18 protein-coding genes are annotated in these 14,025 nt (G+C 61.7%); 4 read left to right on the forward strand and 14 right to left on the reverse strand.

Going from position 1 to position 14,025, the window contains the following annotated elements:
- Positions 1 to 14: 14 nt before the first annotated feature.
- The 5 genes from ACM530_RS22340 to tusD are packed head-to-tail and all read right to left on the reverse strand — an operon-like array spanning position 15 to position 2,367.
- On the reverse strand, positions 15 to 1,016 hold the full coding sequence (locus ACM530_RS22340) for a glycosyl transferase family protein (RefSeq protein ID WP_242199477.1): 1,002 nt from the start codon (positions 1,014 to 1,016) through the stop codon (positions 15 to 17).
- Positions 1,013 to 1,348 (reverse strand): TusE/DsrC/DsvC family sulfur relay protein, encoded by a 336-nt coding sequence (locus ACM530_RS22345; RefSeq protein ID WP_145164721.1) that lies wholly within the window; start codon positions 1,346 to 1,348, stop codon positions 1,013 to 1,015. Before ACM530_RS22345 ends, ACM530_RS22340 begins: the two co-directional genes overlap by 4 nt.
- The gene (gene tusB, locus ACM530_RS22350) at positions 1,345 to 1,623 is read right to left on the reverse strand and encodes a sulfurtransferase complex subunit TusB (RefSeq protein WP_416363177.1); all 279 of its coding nucleotides are present in this window, start codon (positions 1,621 to 1,623) and stop codon (positions 1,345 to 1,347) included. Before tusB ends, ACM530_RS22345 begins: the two co-directional genes overlap by 4 nt.
- Complete coding sequence (gene tusC / locus ACM530_RS22355; protein WP_145164725.1) at positions 1,623 to 1,973, reverse strand: sulfurtransferase complex subunit TusC; 351 nt, start codon at positions 1,971 to 1,973, stop codon at positions 1,623 to 1,625. The genes tusB and tusC overlap by 1 nt, the downstream gene beginning before the upstream one ends.
- A gap of 1 nt (position 1,974) precedes the next feature.
- The gene (gene tusD / locus ACM530_RS22360) at positions 1,975 to 2,367 is read right to left on the reverse strand and encodes a sulfurtransferase complex subunit TusD (RefSeq protein WP_145164727.1); all 393 of its coding nucleotides are present in this window, start codon (positions 2,365 to 2,367) and stop codon (positions 1,975 to 1,977) included.
- A gap of 157 nt (positions 2,368 to 2,524) precedes the next feature.
- Here tusD and ACM530_RS22365 point away from each other — a divergent pair, with 157 nt between their 5' ends.
- Positions 2,525 to 3,706 carry a CaiB/BaiF CoA transferase family protein gene (locus ACM530_RS22365; protein WP_416363178.1) on the forward strand — a complete coding sequence of 394 codons (1,182 nt, stop codon included), beginning with the start codon at positions 2,525 to 2,527 and terminating at the stop codon, positions 3,704 to 3,706.
- A gap of 91 nt (positions 3,707 to 3,797) precedes the next feature.
- Here ACM530_RS22365 and ACM530_RS22370 read toward each other — a convergent pair whose 3' ends face one another.
- Positions 3,798 to 4,292, reverse strand: coding sequence for a SprT family zinc-dependent metalloprotease (locus ACM530_RS22370; protein ID WP_064454959.1), 495 nt, complete (start codon positions 4,290 to 4,292; stop codon positions 3,798 to 3,800).
- Positions 4,293 to 4,420: 128 nt separating this feature from the next.
- Entirely contained in the window at positions 4,421 to 5,023 is a 603-nt protein-coding gene (locus ACM530_RS22375) for a Yip1 family protein (protein ID WP_416363179.1), read from the reverse strand.
- 362 nt (positions 5,024 to 5,385) lie between these two features.
- Between ACM530_RS22375 and ttcA the strand changes: the two genes are divergently transcribed.
- Positions 5,386 to 6,210: a tRNA 2-thiocytidine(32) synthetase TtcA gene (ttcA, locus tag ACM530_RS22380; RefSeq protein WP_416363180.1), complete on the forward strand. Its 825-nt coding sequence runs from the start codon at positions 5,386 to 5,388 to the stop codon at positions 6,208 to 6,210.
- Between the two features lie 67 nt (positions 6,211 to 6,277).
- Positions 6,278 to 6,949, forward strand: a complete 672-nt coding sequence (locus ACM530_RS22385) for a DNA-3-methyladenine glycosylase I (RefSeq protein WP_119736245.1) — start codon at positions 6,278 to 6,280, stop codon at positions 6,947 to 6,949.
- Between the two features lie 94 nt (positions 6,950 to 7,043).
- Here the strand turns inward: ACM530_RS22385 and ACM530_RS22390 are convergent, their stop codons facing one another.
- The 3 genes from ACM530_RS22390 to arsC are packed head-to-tail and all read right to left on the reverse strand — an operon-like array spanning position 7,044 to position 8,411.
- Positions 7,044 to 7,463, reverse strand: a complete 420-nt coding sequence (locus ACM530_RS22390; protein ID WP_262207340.1) for a DUF2069 domain-containing protein — start codon at positions 7,461 to 7,463, stop codon at positions 7,044 to 7,046.
- Entirely contained in the window at positions 7,447 to 8,061 is a 615-nt protein-coding gene (wrbA, locus tag ACM530_RS22395) for an NAD(P)H:quinone oxidoreductase (protein ID WP_106579842.1), read from the reverse strand. The genes ACM530_RS22390 and wrbA overlap by 17 nt, the downstream gene beginning before the upstream one ends.
- Positions 8,058 to 8,411, reverse strand: coding sequence for an arsenate reductase (glutaredoxin) (gene arsC / locus ACM530_RS22400; protein ID WP_145164734.1), 354 nt, complete (start codon positions 8,409 to 8,411; stop codon positions 8,058 to 8,060). The genes wrbA and arsC overlap by 4 nt, the downstream gene beginning before the upstream one ends.
- Positions 8,412 to 8,528: 117 nt before the next feature.
- Between arsC and ACM530_RS22405 the strand changes: the two genes are divergently transcribed.
- Positions 8,529 to 8,990 (forward strand): redoxin domain-containing protein, encoded by a 462-nt coding sequence (locus ACM530_RS22405; RefSeq protein ID WP_416363181.1) that lies wholly within the window; start codon positions 8,529 to 8,531, stop codon positions 8,988 to 8,990.
- A 116-nt stretch (positions 8,991 to 9,106) separates the two neighbouring features.
- Here ACM530_RS22405 and ACM530_RS22410 read toward each other — a convergent pair whose 3' ends face one another.
- From ACM530_RS22410 to ACM530_RS22425, 4 genes are all read right to left on the reverse strand, one after another.
- Entirely contained in the window at positions 9,107 to 9,511 is a 405-nt protein-coding gene (locus ACM530_RS22410; protein ID WP_416363182.1) for an META domain-containing protein, read from the reverse strand.
- Complete coding sequence (locus ACM530_RS22415; protein ID WP_106579838.1) at positions 9,508 to 9,948, reverse strand: hypothetical protein; 441 nt, start codon at positions 9,946 to 9,948, stop codon at positions 9,508 to 9,510. Before ACM530_RS22415 ends, ACM530_RS22410 begins: the two co-directional genes overlap by 4 nt.
- A gap of 71 nt (positions 9,949 to 10,019) precedes the next feature.
- Positions 10,020 to 11,009: a 2-hydroxyacid dehydrogenase gene (locus tag ACM530_RS22420; protein ID WP_416363183.1), complete on the reverse strand. Its 990-nt coding sequence runs from the start codon at positions 11,007 to 11,009 to the stop codon at positions 10,020 to 10,022.
- Between the two features lie 93 nt (positions 11,010 to 11,102).
- Complete coding sequence (locus tag ACM530_RS22425; RefSeq protein WP_416363184.1) at positions 11,103 to 13,856, reverse strand: response regulator; 2,754 nt, start codon at positions 13,854 to 13,856, stop codon at positions 11,103 to 11,105.
- Positions 13,857 to 14,025: the final 169 nt, after the last annotated feature.

Genomic DNA, 14,025 nt, shown 5'->3' on the forward strand with positions numbered 1-14,025 from the left:
GGGGGAATGATCGATTAAATCGATTTGTCCCGCGCATCCCAGTATTGCTGGGCCAATGCGAACGCCTGCTCTCGCGGATGGCCGATACCGCGTAATGCCAGGGCCATGGTCGCGATCAGCGCCAGTTGCGGGTAACTGTCTTCAGCGTCACCCCGCCACACGGCTTTCAGGTGTTCGGGTTCCAGACTGGCAGGTTTGACGTGGCGTTGGGCGGAGAGGGCGGGCCATTCTTCATCCCAGCTTTGGCCGCCAGTGGTGCCATACAGGTGACTGATGGTGTCCGGGTTGATCTCGACTTCGCCGCCATCGCCCTTGACCACGATCACATTGTCGCCAAGCAGGCCGCTGGCATCGCGATGTACGCCCTGGTAACCGGGGTGGAAAATGCTTTGCAGGCCGCAGCGCGCATTCAGCGGGTTGAGCAGGCGCGCCAGCGAGTGGATCGGCGAGCGCAGGCCCAAGGTGTTGCGCAGGTCGATCATGCGTTGCAGTTGTGGTGCCCAGTCGCCCAGGGGGATAAACGCGAGGTTGCCGTGTTCGAGCGCCGTTTCGACCTGCTGCCAGTTACGGCACAACGGGATCTGTAAACCTTCCAGCAATTGCTCGGTGTACAACCGGCCAGCGGTGTGCGCACCGCCGCCGTGCATGAGTATGCGCACCCCGTTTTGCGCCAGGCACTTGGCTGCCAGCAAATACCACGGCAGATGACGTTTTTTACCGGCGTAGGTTGGCCAGTCGACATCCACCTTCAGCGCCGGCGCGTTCAGGCGTTCGCGCACGGCTTGGGTGAAACCTGCGAGCTCTTCCGGGCTTTCTTCCTTGTGGCGCAGCAACATCAGGAAGGCGCCGAGCTGGGTGTCCTCGACCTTCTCGTCGAGCAGCATGCCCATGGCTTCGCGGGCTTCCTCACGGGTGAGGTTGCGCGCGCCGCGCTTGCCTTTGCCCAGGATGCGCACGAACTGCGCAAACGGGTGTTCGGCAGGGGTTTCAAAGGTCAGCGGGGCAAAGTCGGTCATAAGCAATTCGTCGGCCTGGGCAGGCCCGCCAACTTGGCGGCGAGTTTGGCGGGAGTGCCGTTGAACAGTGTGTTGAGGTGCAGGCTGTTGCCCTTTTCCGGTCCCAGCTTCAAGGCGGTGTACTTGATCAGTGGGCGCGTGGCCGGGGACAGCTGGAACTCTTCATAGAACCCGCGCAGCAGTTCGAGGATTTCCCAATGGGCGGCGGTCAATTCCAGGGGCTCGGCGGCGGCCAGCGCGTTGGCGACCTCTGCAGACCAGTCATTGAGGTCGACGAGGTAGCCGTCCTTGTCCAATTCGAGGGTGCGTTCGCCTACGGTCAGGGTGTTCATAGCCAGCTGTTGACCTTGTCGTAGTCGATGGACAGCTGCACAAAACCCGGGTAGTCCACGCTGTCGGCCCAGTCCGGTAGCGGCAGGTTGCGCGCCTGCATGTCTTCGGCCAGTACAAAAACCTTCACGCCTCTGGTTTGCAGCGCCGCGTTGTGCAGGCCGTAGGCGCCGTCGCCGCACAGCATAATCGCGTCCGCACTGCCGCACACGCGCAGGCAACTGGCGAGGCGGCTATCGGTAAACGGTGAATGAGACACCACATGTAAAGTCGACATCAGAGGGTAATCACCTGGTCGTAACGGTCAATCAATTTGCAAATAGCGTCGTTGCTCAGTGCCTGGGCGCTGGCAGGGGCTGTGAGCCCGCGTTCGGCCAGGCTGTGGCCGCAGGCGAACACGTCATCAATGCCAAACAGGCCCAACGCCTGCAGGTTGGCACTCAAATCCTTTTGCTGCACGGCGTTGGCGTTTTGCTGCGGCGCCAGTTGAAACACGCCGTCGTCCATAAACAGCAGGCCGATCGGCAAGTCGAACGCCCCGCCGGCCAGCACAATATCCAGGGCTTCGCGCGCGCTTGGCCCGGACCATGGCGCCTGGCGGCTGATTACCAATAAGGATCTGGACATGTCACGGCCCTCCAAAACAGATCAGGCGGTCGGCGGCCTGGGCGGCATCGTGCAATTGCCCAAGGCCCGACAAGGCCCACGGCGCATCCAGGTTCACCGCGCTGCGTTGATAGCGCGTGGCTTCTTCGCTATTGAGCACGCCACGGCGCAAGGCGGCGGCAATGCACACCACGCCGTCCAGCTGGTGCGCGCTGACAAATTCGCGCCATTGCCGGGCAATATCTTGCTCATCCTGGGGCGCGACGATGTTGCTGGAGGCGCTGTACACGCCGTCCTGATAAAAAAACAGCCGCACTATTTCATGCCCACCGGCAATCGCCGCTTGGGCAAACAGCAAGGCGCGGCGCGAGGAGGGCGCGTGGGCGGCGGAAAACAGCGCAATTGCGAACTTCATGGAACACTCTGCAAGCAAACGTGGGCCAATGATAAAGCCGCCGCGTCGAAAAAGCCCGCCGTGATCAAAACGGTCACCCTTGCTGATCGTTCTGACGATTGCCGGTAGGATCAAGCCTGCCTACGCTGTGGGCATTCGAAACCGAAATGGAGTCTCCATGTCAGGTCCCTTGGCGTCCCTCAAAGTGCTGGATTTTTCCACCTTGCTACCTGGCCCGTTCGCGTCCTTGATGCTCGCGGACATGGGCGCCGAGGTGCTGCGGATCGAATCGCCTACGCGCGTGGATCTGTTGCGCGTTCTGCCACCGCATGATCACGGCACATCGGCCAGCCACGCCTACCTCAATCGCAATAAGCGCAGCCTGGCGCTGGACCTCAAGCAGGCCGAGGCGCTGGAGATCGTGCGTGAGCTGGTCAAGGACTACGACATCGTCCTTGAGCAGTTTCGCCCCGGCGTAATGGAGCGTTTGGGACTGGGTTATGCGGCGCTCAAGGCGATCAACCCCAGGCTGATCTACGTATCGATCACCGGCTACGGCCAGACTGGCCCCTATAAGGACCGCGCCGGGCACGATATCAATTACCTGGCGCTGGCCGGCATTGCCAGCCACACCGGGCGCCAGGACAGCGGGCCACTGCCGCTGGGCGTGCAATTGGCGGATGTGGCCGGTGGTTCGCTGCACGCGGTGGTCGGGTTGCTGGCGGCGGTGATAGCGCGTCAGCACAGCGGCGCTGGCCAGCACCTGGATGTGAGCATGACGGACTGTTCGTTCAGCCTGAACGCCATGGCCGGCGCGGGTTACCTGGCCTGTGGGGTCGAGCCGGAGTGGGAGACTCAGGTACTCAACGGCGGCAGTTTTTATGATTACTACCGCACGCGCGACGGGCGCTGGATGTCCGTCGGCAGCCTGGAGCCTGCGTTTATGCAGCAGCTGTGCGCGGCGCTGGGGCGGCCGGAGTTGGCGGCGCAGGGGTTCTCGCCCAGGCCGGAACAGCAAAAAGCCCTGAAGCTGGCGCTGCAGGTTGAGTTCGAGACGCGTAGTTTTGCTGAGTTGTGTGAGCTGTTTGCCGGGGTGGATGCGTGTGTTGAGCCGGTCTTGAGCCTGAGTGAAGCGGTGGAGCACCCGCAGTTGAAGGCGCGGAAGCTGATCAGCCAGGTGCCACGCGGCGATGGTTCGACGCAGGCGCAAATCGCATGCCCGTTGAAATTTTCAGAGGGGTTGCCAGAGCCTCGGCATATTGGGGCGGCGGTGGGGGCGCATACGGATGAAGTGTTGGAAGAGCTTGGGCTCAGTGCGCAACGAATTGCAGAATTGCGGCTGGCCAAGGTGATTGGTTAACTGTTCGGCCGCTATCGCAGGCAAGCCAGCTCCCACATTTGATCGGCGGCACGCTCAAAATGTGAAAGCTGGCTTGCCTGCGATGGGGCCCTCACTCCACCCGGGTTTCCCCGGTGTACACCAAGGTATGCCGGCACCGCCTGCACAAATACCGTCGCCCCTGGTTCACCAACCCATGGCGCTGGGCTGAAAACGGGAAATCACTGTCGGCACACGGGCAGCGATAGATGTAACGCGTGACTTGCCGACGCTTGATTGCATAGGTGTGGCAGCGATCCGGCGGCAGTTCGTATACCCCGCGCATGATCAATTGCCATTCCTCGCCATGGGGCTGGATGCGTTCGCCAAACAATTGATGGGCGATCAGGTGCGCAACCTCATGGGCCACGGTCTGCTTGAGGAAATGTTGGCTGTTTTCACGGTACAGCTGTGGGTTGAAGCGCAGCAGGTTCTCGTGCAAATGCGCGACACCGGCCTTCTGGCCCCGCAGCTTGAGGCTGACCTGGGGGCGTTTAAAGCTTCGTTTAAAAAAGGATTCGGCTTGCAGGAAACAATCTTCGACGCGGGTATTGAGCTGCTCGGGCATGCTGACCATCTCTCCAGAGGCGCCCAGTATGCCGCAAAAGCAGGTGTTTCCGAATCTGTCAGGCGCCGAATGGTCATGCATGACGCACAAAGCCACCTTGCGGTGGCTTTGCCTGCGGGGTCAGCCGCTCAGTTGGTGTAGATCGGGCCTACGCCCAAGCCCCAGACGATCACGGTGAACGCCATGATCGCCACCAGTACCACCAGGCCCACCGCCAGCACCGAGCTGGAAAACAGGAACCCCTCGTCCGGGTCGATGCTCATGAACGTGGGCAGCCCCACATACAGCAGGTACACCGTGTAACAGATGGCGGCCGTGCCGACGACCATGCCCAGCCACATATGCGGATACAACGCCGCCAGCCCACCGATAAACAGCGGGGTCGCTGTGTAGGTGGCAAATGCCACGCACCGCGCCATGCTGGGGCTGGCGTCGTAGGTACGGGCCATCCAATGAATGAACGCGCCCATTACCGCCACGCCGCCGAGCATGGCCGCGTACGACATCAGGGTCATCCATAGAGCGCTTTCCTGGGTCAGCATCACCGCCGCCCGGCTGCCGATGACCCAGCCCACCCGGGTAGTGCCGATAAACGCCGAAACGGCGGGGATCGCCGCGAGAATCAGGGTGTGAGTCAGGTACATGTGGCCGATACTTTCTTCCTTATCGCCACGAATTTCCCGCCATTCCTGGTCGGGATGGGTAAACAGCCCCACGACGTGATGGATCATGCCAGTCACTCCTGTCGTTATTACCATCGCCCCCCATCGGAGCGCCCACGGGCCAAAGGCCTCAAAGGTCCCGGATAGTTGTGCGACCTTACGTCGCAGTATAGGAAGTGATGACCGGAAAAACTGTAGGGCTTTAGAGCAAATTGCGCTGTAAAGAGTGGCGCTAATCGCGGTGAGGTCTGTCAGTAATGACTCGGTCCACTGTGAAGGTCGGCTTGCCTGCAATAGCGGTGGGCCAGCGAATTTTAATGGTTGTGTGACACCGCTATCGCAGGCAAGCCAGCTCCCACAATGGAACTCGGTCGGTCATGAAGGTAAAATACCCGGCTTTTCGTCACACACCTCTAGCGGATCCAAGCGCCATGGGCACTCTTACGGTCAACCAGAACAAACTGCAAAAACGCCTGCGTCGCCTGGCCGGTGAAGCGGTCGCCGATTTCAACATGATCGAGGACGGCGACAAGGTCATGGTCTGCCTCTCCGGCGGCAAAGACAGTTACACCATGCTCGACGTGCTGCTGCACCTGCAAAAGGTCGCGCCGATCAAGTTCGAGATCGTCGCTGTCAACATGGACCAGAAACAGCCGGGCTTCCCCGAGCACGTATTGCCTGCCTACCTGAAAGCGCTGGGCATCGAGTACCACATCGTCGAAAAAGACACCTATTCGGTGGTCAAGGATTTGATCCCGGAAGGCAAGACCACCTGCTCGCTGTGCTCGCGTCTGCGCCGTGGCACGCTCTACACCTTTGCCGATGAGATCGGCGCGACCAAGATGGCCCTCGGTCATCACCGTGATGACATCGTCGAGACGTTTTTCCTCAATATGTTCTTCAACGGCTCCCTCAAGGCCATGCCGCCCAAGCTGCGCGCCGATGACGGCCGCAACGTGGTGATCCGGCCGCTCGCGTATTGCAACGAGAAAGACATCCAGGCCTACTCCGACTTCAAGCAATTCCCGATCATAGCGTGCAACCTGTGCGGCTCCCAGGAAAACCTGCAGCGCCAGGTGGTCAAGGAAATGCTCTTGGACTGGGAGCGCAAGACCCCGGGGCGCACTGAAAGCATCTTCCGCAGCCTGCAGAATGTGATCCCCTCGCAGCTGGCCGACCGCAACCTGTTCGACTTCACCAGCCTGAAAATCGATGAGAGCGCCGCGTCGCGCTTCGTCAATGTTGTGAACCTCTAACACGTTTCAACGCTCTGAAAGACGGCGCTTACGGGCGCCGTCTTCAATTCAATTGCCAGGAGAGGGCATGCGCGATTACAAGTGGCTGCACGAATATTGTCTGAACCGTTTTGGTTCAGCGGCCGAGTTGGAAGCCCACCTGCCTGTGCCCAAGACCCCGGCACAGTTGCGCAAAATCAGTGACGATCGCTACCTGTCGACCCTGGCGCTGCGCGTATTTCGTGCCGGGCTCAAGCACAGTGTGGTGGATGGCAAGTGGCCCGCGTTCGAGCAGGTGTTTTTCGGTTTTGACCCGGAAAAGGTCGTGCTGATGGGCGCCGAACACCTGGAGCGCCTGATGCAGGACACGCGCATCATTCGTCACCTGGGCAAGCTCAAAAGCGTGCCGCGCAATGCGCAGATGATTCTGGACATTGAGCAGGAAAAGGGCAGCTTCGGCGCGTTTGTTGCCGACTGGCCGGTGACCGATATCGTCGGTCTGTGGAAGTACCTGAGCAAGCACGGCCACCAGTTGGGCGGGCTGTCGGCGCCGCGTTTTTTGCGCATGGTGGGCAAGGACACGTTTGTACCGAGCTATGACGTGGTGGCGGCGTTGAATGCGCAGAAGATCGTCGACAAAGTGCCGACCAGCCTGCGGGATTTGGCGACGGTGCAGGGCGCGTTCAACCAATGGCACGCCGAGAGTGGGCGGCCGATGTGTCAGTTGTCGATGATGTTGGCTTACACAGTGAATCATTGAGGCCGAGTTGATCCTATCGCAGGCAAGCCAGCGCCCACATTTGATCGGCGGCGCGTTCAAAATGTGGGCGCTGGCTTGCCTGCGATAGCGGTCTTCAGGCCGGCTGCAAATCTGCCGCCAGCCGCCGATTCAACTGATGCCGCCAGCGCACATATAACAGTGCGGTACAAAACACCGCCAGGCTCGCGAGCATTTCCAGCACCCCGAACCACTGCCGGTTTGGGTCATAGGCCGCCAGCGCGCCCTTGATGAAATACAAGTTCACCACAAAGCACATCCACGAATGCCCGCGTGCGCTGCCGAGCAGCATGCCCGGCGCCAGCACCAGCAGCGGCACCAGTTCGATCAGCAGAATCACCCACGGGCGCGCGCCGTGCAGGTCGGCGACGAACAGGTAATACCCGCACAGCAACCCCACCAGCCCAAGAAACGCCAGCAGGCTGAGCACGCGTGCGACGTTGACCCGTGGTTCCAGCCACGCCTGGGGCGGCAGGGCCTTAGGCTTTCTGGCCACGGCCGTTCTCCAGCAACATGGCGGTGGTGGCCAGGCGCAGGCCGAGGGCGCGGCACAGGGTGATTTCGTGTTGGTCGAGCATGCGCTTGCCGTCGGGCCCCGAGTGATGGCTGGCACCGTACGGCGTGCCGCCGCCCTGGGTGTCGAGCAGTGCTTGTTCGCTGTAGGGCAGGCCGGTGATCAACATGCCATGGTGCAGCAATGGCAGCAGCATCGACATCAGCGTGGTTTCCTGGCCGCCGTGCAGGCTGGCCGTGGAAGTGAACACGCCGGCTGGCTTGCCGACGAGGGCGCCGGTCAGCCACAGGTTGCTGGTGCCGTCGAGGAAATACTTGAGCGGCGCGGCCATGTTGCCAAAGCGGGTCGGGCTGCCGAGGGCCAGGCCCGAGCAGTTTTTCAGGTCATCGAGGCTGGCATACAGCGCGCCTTCGTCGGGAATGCTCGGTGCCACCGCTTCACACTCGGTGGAAATCGCCGGCACGGTGCGCAATCTGGCTTCCATCCCGCCCTGCTCGATACCGCGAGCAATCTGGCGGGCCATTTCGCTCACCGAGCCATTGCGGCTGTAATACAACACCAGCACATACGGCGCGGTCACGGCAGCAGCTCCAGCAGGTTTTCCGGCGGGCGGCCAATGACGGCTTTATCGGCGGTTTCCAGGATCGGGCGTTCCATCAGCTTCGGGTGTTCGGCAATCGCGGCGATCAGTTGCGCCTCGCTGAGGCTGGCGTCGGCCAGGTTGAGAGCTTTGTATTCGTCTTCGCCGGTGCGCAGCAATTGGCGTGCGCTGATGCCCAGCTTGCCCAGCAGGGTCTTCAATTGCGCGGCGTTCAGCGGGGTTTCGAGGTAGCGCACGACGGTGGGTGTGAGGCCGCGGGCTTCCAGCAGTTCGAGCGCACCGCGGGATTTCGAGCAGCGCGGGTTGTGATAAAGCGTCAGATCGGTCATGTGCGGGTCGCATCTTGCGTAAGGTGGCGAGTATTCTACCTGCGCAGCGTCCTGTCCTTAAACCGTAAGAGGCGATAGGTCGCAGCCAACGTTCATTTTTTTGCGAAGGATTACCCCATGACAAGGCGACTGATCGGTGCATTGGCGATCATCACAACCCTGCTGCTCAGCGGCTGCGGTAACGACTACGGCGTTGACCAATACGGTAAGAAGGTCGCGTCAGAACGCTTGGACAAACAGTGGGTGGTGCTCAATTACTGGGCGGAATGGTGTGGCCCGTGCCGCACGGAGATCCCGGAACTCAATGCCTTGGCCGAGCAGCTCAAAGGGCAGAACGTTGGGGTTTTCGGGGTCAACTTTGACAATGTGCAGGGTGAAGAACTCAAGGCCGCCAGCGAGAAGCTGGGGATCGAGTTCACCGTACTGGCGCAGAACCCGGAAGAGATTTTCGATATCCCGCGCAGCGAGGCGTTGCCGGTGACCTACATCATTGATGACAAGGGCAAGGTGCGCGAGCAGTTGATGGGTGAGCAGACGGCGCAAGGCGTGCTCGCCAAGCTCAAAGCCCTACGCGGTTAACTGTGTGGGAGCGGGCTTGCCTGCGATGCGGGCGACCCGGTATGCCTGTGATACCGAGTCGATGCTGTCTCAGGCAAGCCAGCTCCCACAGCAAAACCGGTGTGCAATGAAGTCGATCAGCCTTCTTCAAGCCACAGCCGAATAGGCTTGCCTTCAGCCGGCCAGAAACGCGTCTGCTCGATCGGCGAGATGTCCCAACGCTCGACGCCTTGCAGGGCCTGGAAGAAGCGGTGCTCCTGCTCCATCAAGGCCTCGGCGCAGAGTTTGCGAGTGCTGCCGATCTTGCCGAAGTTCAGCTTGTCACCCTCTACGGTGTACGGCGCAAACCAGTGGTTGCAACCGCCATTGCCGTAGGCGCGACCATCGGCGCCAAGGGTGACGGTCAGGTGCGCGTAATCCATCAGCGGCCGTTCACCAATCCATTCCACCACGTAGCTGTGATCCTGCTTGAGCTTCACCGCATCGCCGGCGCAGCCGGTCAGGCCAATGCCGACGGCCGCGAGCAGCAGCAGGCCTTTCATTGCGCGGCCTGCTGGCATTTAGGGCAGCGGTGCTTGTCGCCTTCGCTGGCCCAGCCCAATGCCTTGATGCGCGCGTTGGCGGCAGGTTGCAGCGGCTCTTTGGTCAGCTTGGTTTCTACCGCGAATTCAAATTCCAGCACGGTGTCGCAGCTGTCGCAGTTGACCTTCCAGGTATGAATCTCCAGCTCGCCGAATTTCGGCCCCTGGGCCATGGCGACCCATTGGCCTGCCGGGCGGATGGAGTAGCGCGCATCACCTTCGACGGTCAGGCGCATCGACAGGGTTTTACTGCCACGCAGGGTGACGATCAGTACGTCGCCGTGTTTGATCGAACCACCGTTGCCGGTGACTTGATAACGGCCCGGCACCAGGGCGCGGCATTCGATCAGGGTGTGTTGCGGGCTCAGCAAGCTGAAGCGGAAATCGTGTTCGGCCATGGATCCTCCAAATAGGCGCGGCATCCTACCATGGGTGCCGGCCTATCATGAGCCTGGTATGTGACCGCCGATCATCCTTCGACCAGGTTCTGCGGCTGGCCTTTGGCCCACGCGGCAATATTGCCCAATGTGGTGCTGGCGATGGCCGCCAGGGCCTCGCGGGTGAGAAATGCCTGGTGCGCGGTGATGATCACGGTGGGGAACGTCAGCAGGCGTGCGAGCACGTCGTCTTGCAGCGGCAGGTCGGAGCGGTCTTCGAAAAACAGCTGGGCCTCTTCTTCATACACATCCAGCCCCAGGTAGCCGAGTTGGCCGTCCTTGAGGGCTTCGATCAGCGCCGGCGTGTCCACCAGCCCGCCACGGCCGGTGTTGATCAGCATTGCGCCGCGCTGCATCTGCGCCAGGGAGCGGGCGTTGATCAGGTGTTTGCTGTCGGCGGTCAGCGGGCAGTGCAGGCTGATGATCTGCGCGTGCGCCAGCAGCTCGGGCAGGCTCACATAACGTGCGCCAAGGGCCTGCACTTGCGGGTTGGGGAAAGGGTCGTAGGCCAGCAATTGGCAGCCGAAGCCGGCCATTATCTTGGCGAACGTGGCGCCGATCTGCCCGGTGCCGACCACGCCGACGGTCTTGCCCACCAGGTCGAAACCGGTCAGCCCGTGCAAGCTGAAATCGCCATCGCGGGTGCGGTTGTAGGCGCGATGCAGGCGGCGGTTAAGGGCGAGAATCAGCGCCACGGCATGCTCGGCCACCGCGTGGGGCGAGTAGGCCGGGACCCGCACGATGGTCAGGCCCAGGCGCTGGGCGGCGGGCAGGTCGACATGGTTGTAACCGGCCGAGCGCAGGGCAATCAGGCGCGTGCCGCCTGCGGCCAACTGCTCCAGCACCGGGGCGCTGAGGTCGTCATTGATAAACGCGCAAACCACTTCGTGGTGTTCGGCCAGGGCCACGGTGTCGAGGTTGAGTCGCGCAGGCTGAAATTGCAGCTCAAGGCCGGCCGGCAGTGGCTCGCCAAGAAAGCTGTCGCGGTCGTAGGTCTGGCTGCTGAAAAGAATGACGCGCATTAAAAAGCTCCCTGCAAGTTGCGAGTTGCAAACGCAGACCCTTGAAGACAGGAGCAAACCCGTGCCGCAAGCGCCCGCGCTTATAAAATAAACTCAGGCGCTGACGCGCGCCTCACTGGCCAGGCGGGCAATCGCCATGTCCAGTTCATCCAGGGCCGCCATGGCCTTGGCGTCATCCTGCTTGAGCAAGGTCTCCGCGCGTTGGCAGGCGGCGCGCAATTGCGGCACGCCGCAGTAGCGGGTGGCGCCGTGCAGCCGGTGGACGCGCTCGATCAGGGCATTGTTGTCTTTGGCTTCGCGGGCGACGGTGATCGCCAGGCGGTCGGCTTCCAGAGAGGCCAGCAGCATGGCGAGCATGTCGGCGGCCAGATCGGCCTTGTTGGCCGCCAGACGCAGGCCTTCCTCATGGTCCAGTACCAAAAGTTTCACGCCTGTGCCCGAACTGTCGCTGGTGCGTTCCGGGCCTTGGTTGCGCAGGGCCAGGCCGGTCCACTTCAGCACCACTTGGGCCAGTTGGCGTTCGCTGATGGGTTTGGTCAGGTAGTCGTCCATGCCGCTTTGCAGCAACGCGCGTTTTTCGTTGGCCATGGCGTGGGCGGTGAGGGCGACCACCGGCAACGGCGTGCCGTGGCGCTCGCTTTCCCATTGGCGGATAGCCTCGGTGCTTTGGCGGCCGTCCATGCCGGGCATTTGTACGTCCATCAGCACCAGGTCGAACGTTTCCTGTTTCACCGCGTCAATGGCGGCATAGCCGCTTTCTACCGCCTGCACCTTGGCGCCCATGTCTTCGAGCAGGGTTTGGACCAGCAGCAGGTTTGCCGGGTTGTCATCCACGCAGAGCACGCGCGGCGCGCGGCTGGACAGCGGCTCGCCGGGTTCGCTGCGCAAGGGGCGCGGGCTGATCAGGTCGGCCAGTGCGCGGCGCAATTTGCGCGTGCAGGCCGGTTTGGCCTGCAACTGGCTGTTGGGGTTGGGCACCGATTGATTGAACAGCATCTGTTCGGTGGTTGGGCACAGCACCAGCACTTTACAGCCCAGGTGTTCCAGGTCCCACAAATGCTGGTTGAGGCGTTCGGGCGGAATATCATTGGCCGTGACGCCGAGCACGGCAAGGTCGATGGCCTGCTCGGTCTGATGCGCGCTGGTGATGCCGTTGGTCAGGCTTTCCAGGGTGTTGAACGGTGTCACTTCCAGGCCGCAATCTTCCAGTTGGTGTTGCAGGGCCTGGCGCGCCAGCTCGTGGTTTTCCAGCACCGCCACGCGACGCCCCAGCAGTGGCGCGCTGGGCAGATCGTCGACGTCATCGCGGGTTTTCGGCAGGTTGAGGCTGATCCAGAATTCAGAGCCTTCGCCCGGCGTGCTGTCGACACCGATCTCACCGCCCATCTGCTCGATCAGTCGTTTCGAGATCACCAGGCCCAAGCCGGTACCGCCCGGTTGCCGCGACAGGGAGTTGTCGGCCTGGCTGAACGCCTGGAACAGTGCGCGCACGTCCTGGTTGGACAGGCCGATGCCGGTGTCTTGCACGCTGATGCGCAGTTGCACGCTGTCCTCCTGTTCGTTCTCGACCATCGCGCGGGCAACGATAGTGCCTTCGCGGGTGAACTTGATCGCATTGCTGATCAGGTTGGTGAGGATCTGCTTGAGCCGCAATGGGTCGCCGACCAGCGCCAACGGGGTGTCGCGGTACACCAGGCTGACCAGTTCCAGCTGCTTGGCATGGGCGGCGGGCGCGAGGATGGTCAGGGTGTCTTGCAGCAAGTCGCGCAGGTTGAACGGCACGCTGTCGAGCACCAGCTTGCCGGCCTCGATTTTCGAGAAGTCGAGAATTTCGTTGATGATGCCCAGCAGGTTGTCGGCGGACTTTTCGATGGTGCCCAGGTAGTCCAGTTGGCGCGGCGACAGTTCGCTTTTTTGTAACAGGTGGGTAAAACCGAGAATGCCATTGAGCGGGGTGCGGATCTCGTGGCTCATATTGGCCAGGAACTCCGACTTGATACGGCTGGCCTCCAGGGCCTCTTTGCGCGCCAGGTCCAGCTCGATGTTCTGGATTTCAATGGTTTCCAGGTTTTGGCGCACGTCTTCGGTGGCCTGATCGATGCTGTGCTGCAACTCTTCCTGGGCATTTTGCAGGGTTTCGGCCATGCGATTGATGCCCGAGGCCAGCTGGTCCAGCTCCTGGCTGCCCAAGGGTGGCAAGCGGGTTTCCAGGTTGCCGTCCTTGAGTTGGGCCACGGCCAGCTTGATCTGGCCAATCGGTGAGTTGATCGTGCGGCTGATCCGCAGCGCGAGCGCGGCGGTGCAGATCAGGCCGATGGCAATCAACAGCAAGCTGGCGAACAGGCTGCGGTAGCCGCGCAGCAGCATGCCATTGTGCGACAGCTCTACCTCGACCCAACCCAGTAAACGGTCGGCTTCATCGGGGATCAGCTCGCCGGCGAGGTTGCGGTGGCGGCCAAATACCGGCAGCAGGTAGCGCGTGGCGTCATTGCCGGTGCGCTGCAGCAGGTGGGAACTGTTACCGACGGGCGGCTGGTTGAGCATGGTCGGGCCGGCGTGCGCCAGGGGCGAGCGGTCTGGCGCCAGAAACGACACGGCGCGCACGTCCGGTTGTTCCAGCGACTGGGTGGCGATGCGTTCCAGCAGGTCGGTGTTCTTGCTACTCAGGGCCGGGGCTACCAGCGGCGCCAATTGCTCGGCAATCATTTCGCCACGTTGCAGCAATTGGGTTTGCAACTCCGAGAGCTGCATCCAGGTGAAATACCCCCCCAACAACAGGGCCATCAGGCTGGTCGGTAATAAGGTCAGCAACAGTACGCGGCCTTTTATCCCCATTCTTCTAAGCACGCCACTCTCCTGCTACCACATTGTTTTCGATTATCTGCGCGGGCATCCGGCCCACGCCACTTGCGCAGTGTAGCCATTTGCGCGGCCTGGAATCTCGCAAATTAATGACATACCGCAATCTTCGGGCCATTGAGAGCCGGGCGGCGATTGCCTGGGGCAGTTTAATCTT

This window comes from Pseudomonas sp. NFX183 (assembly GCF_047943075.1).
Lineage (GTDB): Bacteria > Pseudomonadota > Gammaproteobacteria > Pseudomonadales > Pseudomonadaceae > Aquipseudomonas.

What these genes read in the sequence shown, in the direction of transcription:
- ACM530_RS22340 (WP_242199477.1), bottom strand. Translation starts at nt 1,016, where the DNA reads ATGACCGACTTTGCCCCGCTGACCTTTGAAACCCCTGCCGAACACCCG.
- ACM530_RS22345 (WP_145164721.1), bottom strand. Translation starts at nt 1,348, where the DNA reads ATGAACACCCTGACCGTAGGCGAACGCACCCTCGAATTGGACAAGGAC.
- tusB (WP_416363177.1), bottom strand. Translation starts at nt 1,623, where the DNA reads ATGTCGACTTTACATGTGGTGTCTCATTCACCGTTTACCGATAGCCGC.
- tusC (WP_145164725.1), bottom strand. Translation starts at nt 1,973, where the DNA reads ATGTCCAGATCCTTATTGGTAATCAGCCGCCAGGCGCCATGGTCCGGG.
- tusD (WP_145164727.1), bottom strand. Translation starts at nt 2,367, where the DNA reads ATGAAGTTCGCAATTGCGCTGTTTTCCGCCGCCCACGCGCCCTCCTCG.
- ACM530_RS22365 (WP_416363178.1), top strand. Translation starts at nt 2,525, where the DNA reads ATGTCAGGTCCCTTGGCGTCCCTCAAAGTGCTGGATTTTTCCACCTTG.
- ACM530_RS22370 (WP_064454959.1), bottom strand. Translation starts at nt 4,292, where the DNA reads ATGCCCGAGCAGCTCAATACCCGCGTCGAAGATTGTTTCCTGCAAGCC.
- ACM530_RS22375 (WP_416363179.1), bottom strand. Translation starts at nt 5,023, where the DNA reads ATGATCCATCACGTCGTGGGGCTGTTTACCCATCCCGACCAGGAATGG.
- ttcA (WP_416363180.1), top strand. Translation starts at nt 5,386, where the DNA reads ATGGGCACTCTTACGGTCAACCAGAACAAACTGCAAAAACGCCTGCGT.
- ACM530_RS22385 (WP_119736245.1), top strand. Translation starts at nt 6,278, where the DNA reads ATGCGCGATTACAAGTGGCTGCACGAATATTGTCTGAACCGTTTTGGT.
- arsC (WP_145164734.1), bottom strand. Translation starts at nt 8,411, where the DNA reads ATGACCGATCTGACGCTTTATCACAACCCGCGCTGCTCGAAATCCCGC.
- ACM530_RS22405 (WP_416363181.1), top strand. Translation starts at nt 8,529, where the DNA reads ATGACAAGGCGACTGATCGGTGCATTGGCGATCATCACAACCCTGCTG.
- ACM530_RS22410 (WP_416363182.1), bottom strand. Translation starts at nt 9,511, where the DNA reads ATGAAAGGCCTGCTGCTGCTCGCGGCCGTCGGCATTGGCCTGACCGGC.
- ACM530_RS22415 (WP_106579838.1), bottom strand. Translation starts at nt 9,948, where the DNA reads ATGGCCGAACACGATTTCCGCTTCAGCTTGCTGAGCCCGCAACACACC.
- ACM530_RS22420 (WP_416363183.1), bottom strand. Translation starts at nt 11,009, where the DNA reads ATGCGCGTCATTCTTTTCAGCAGCCAGACCTACGACCGCGACAGCTTT.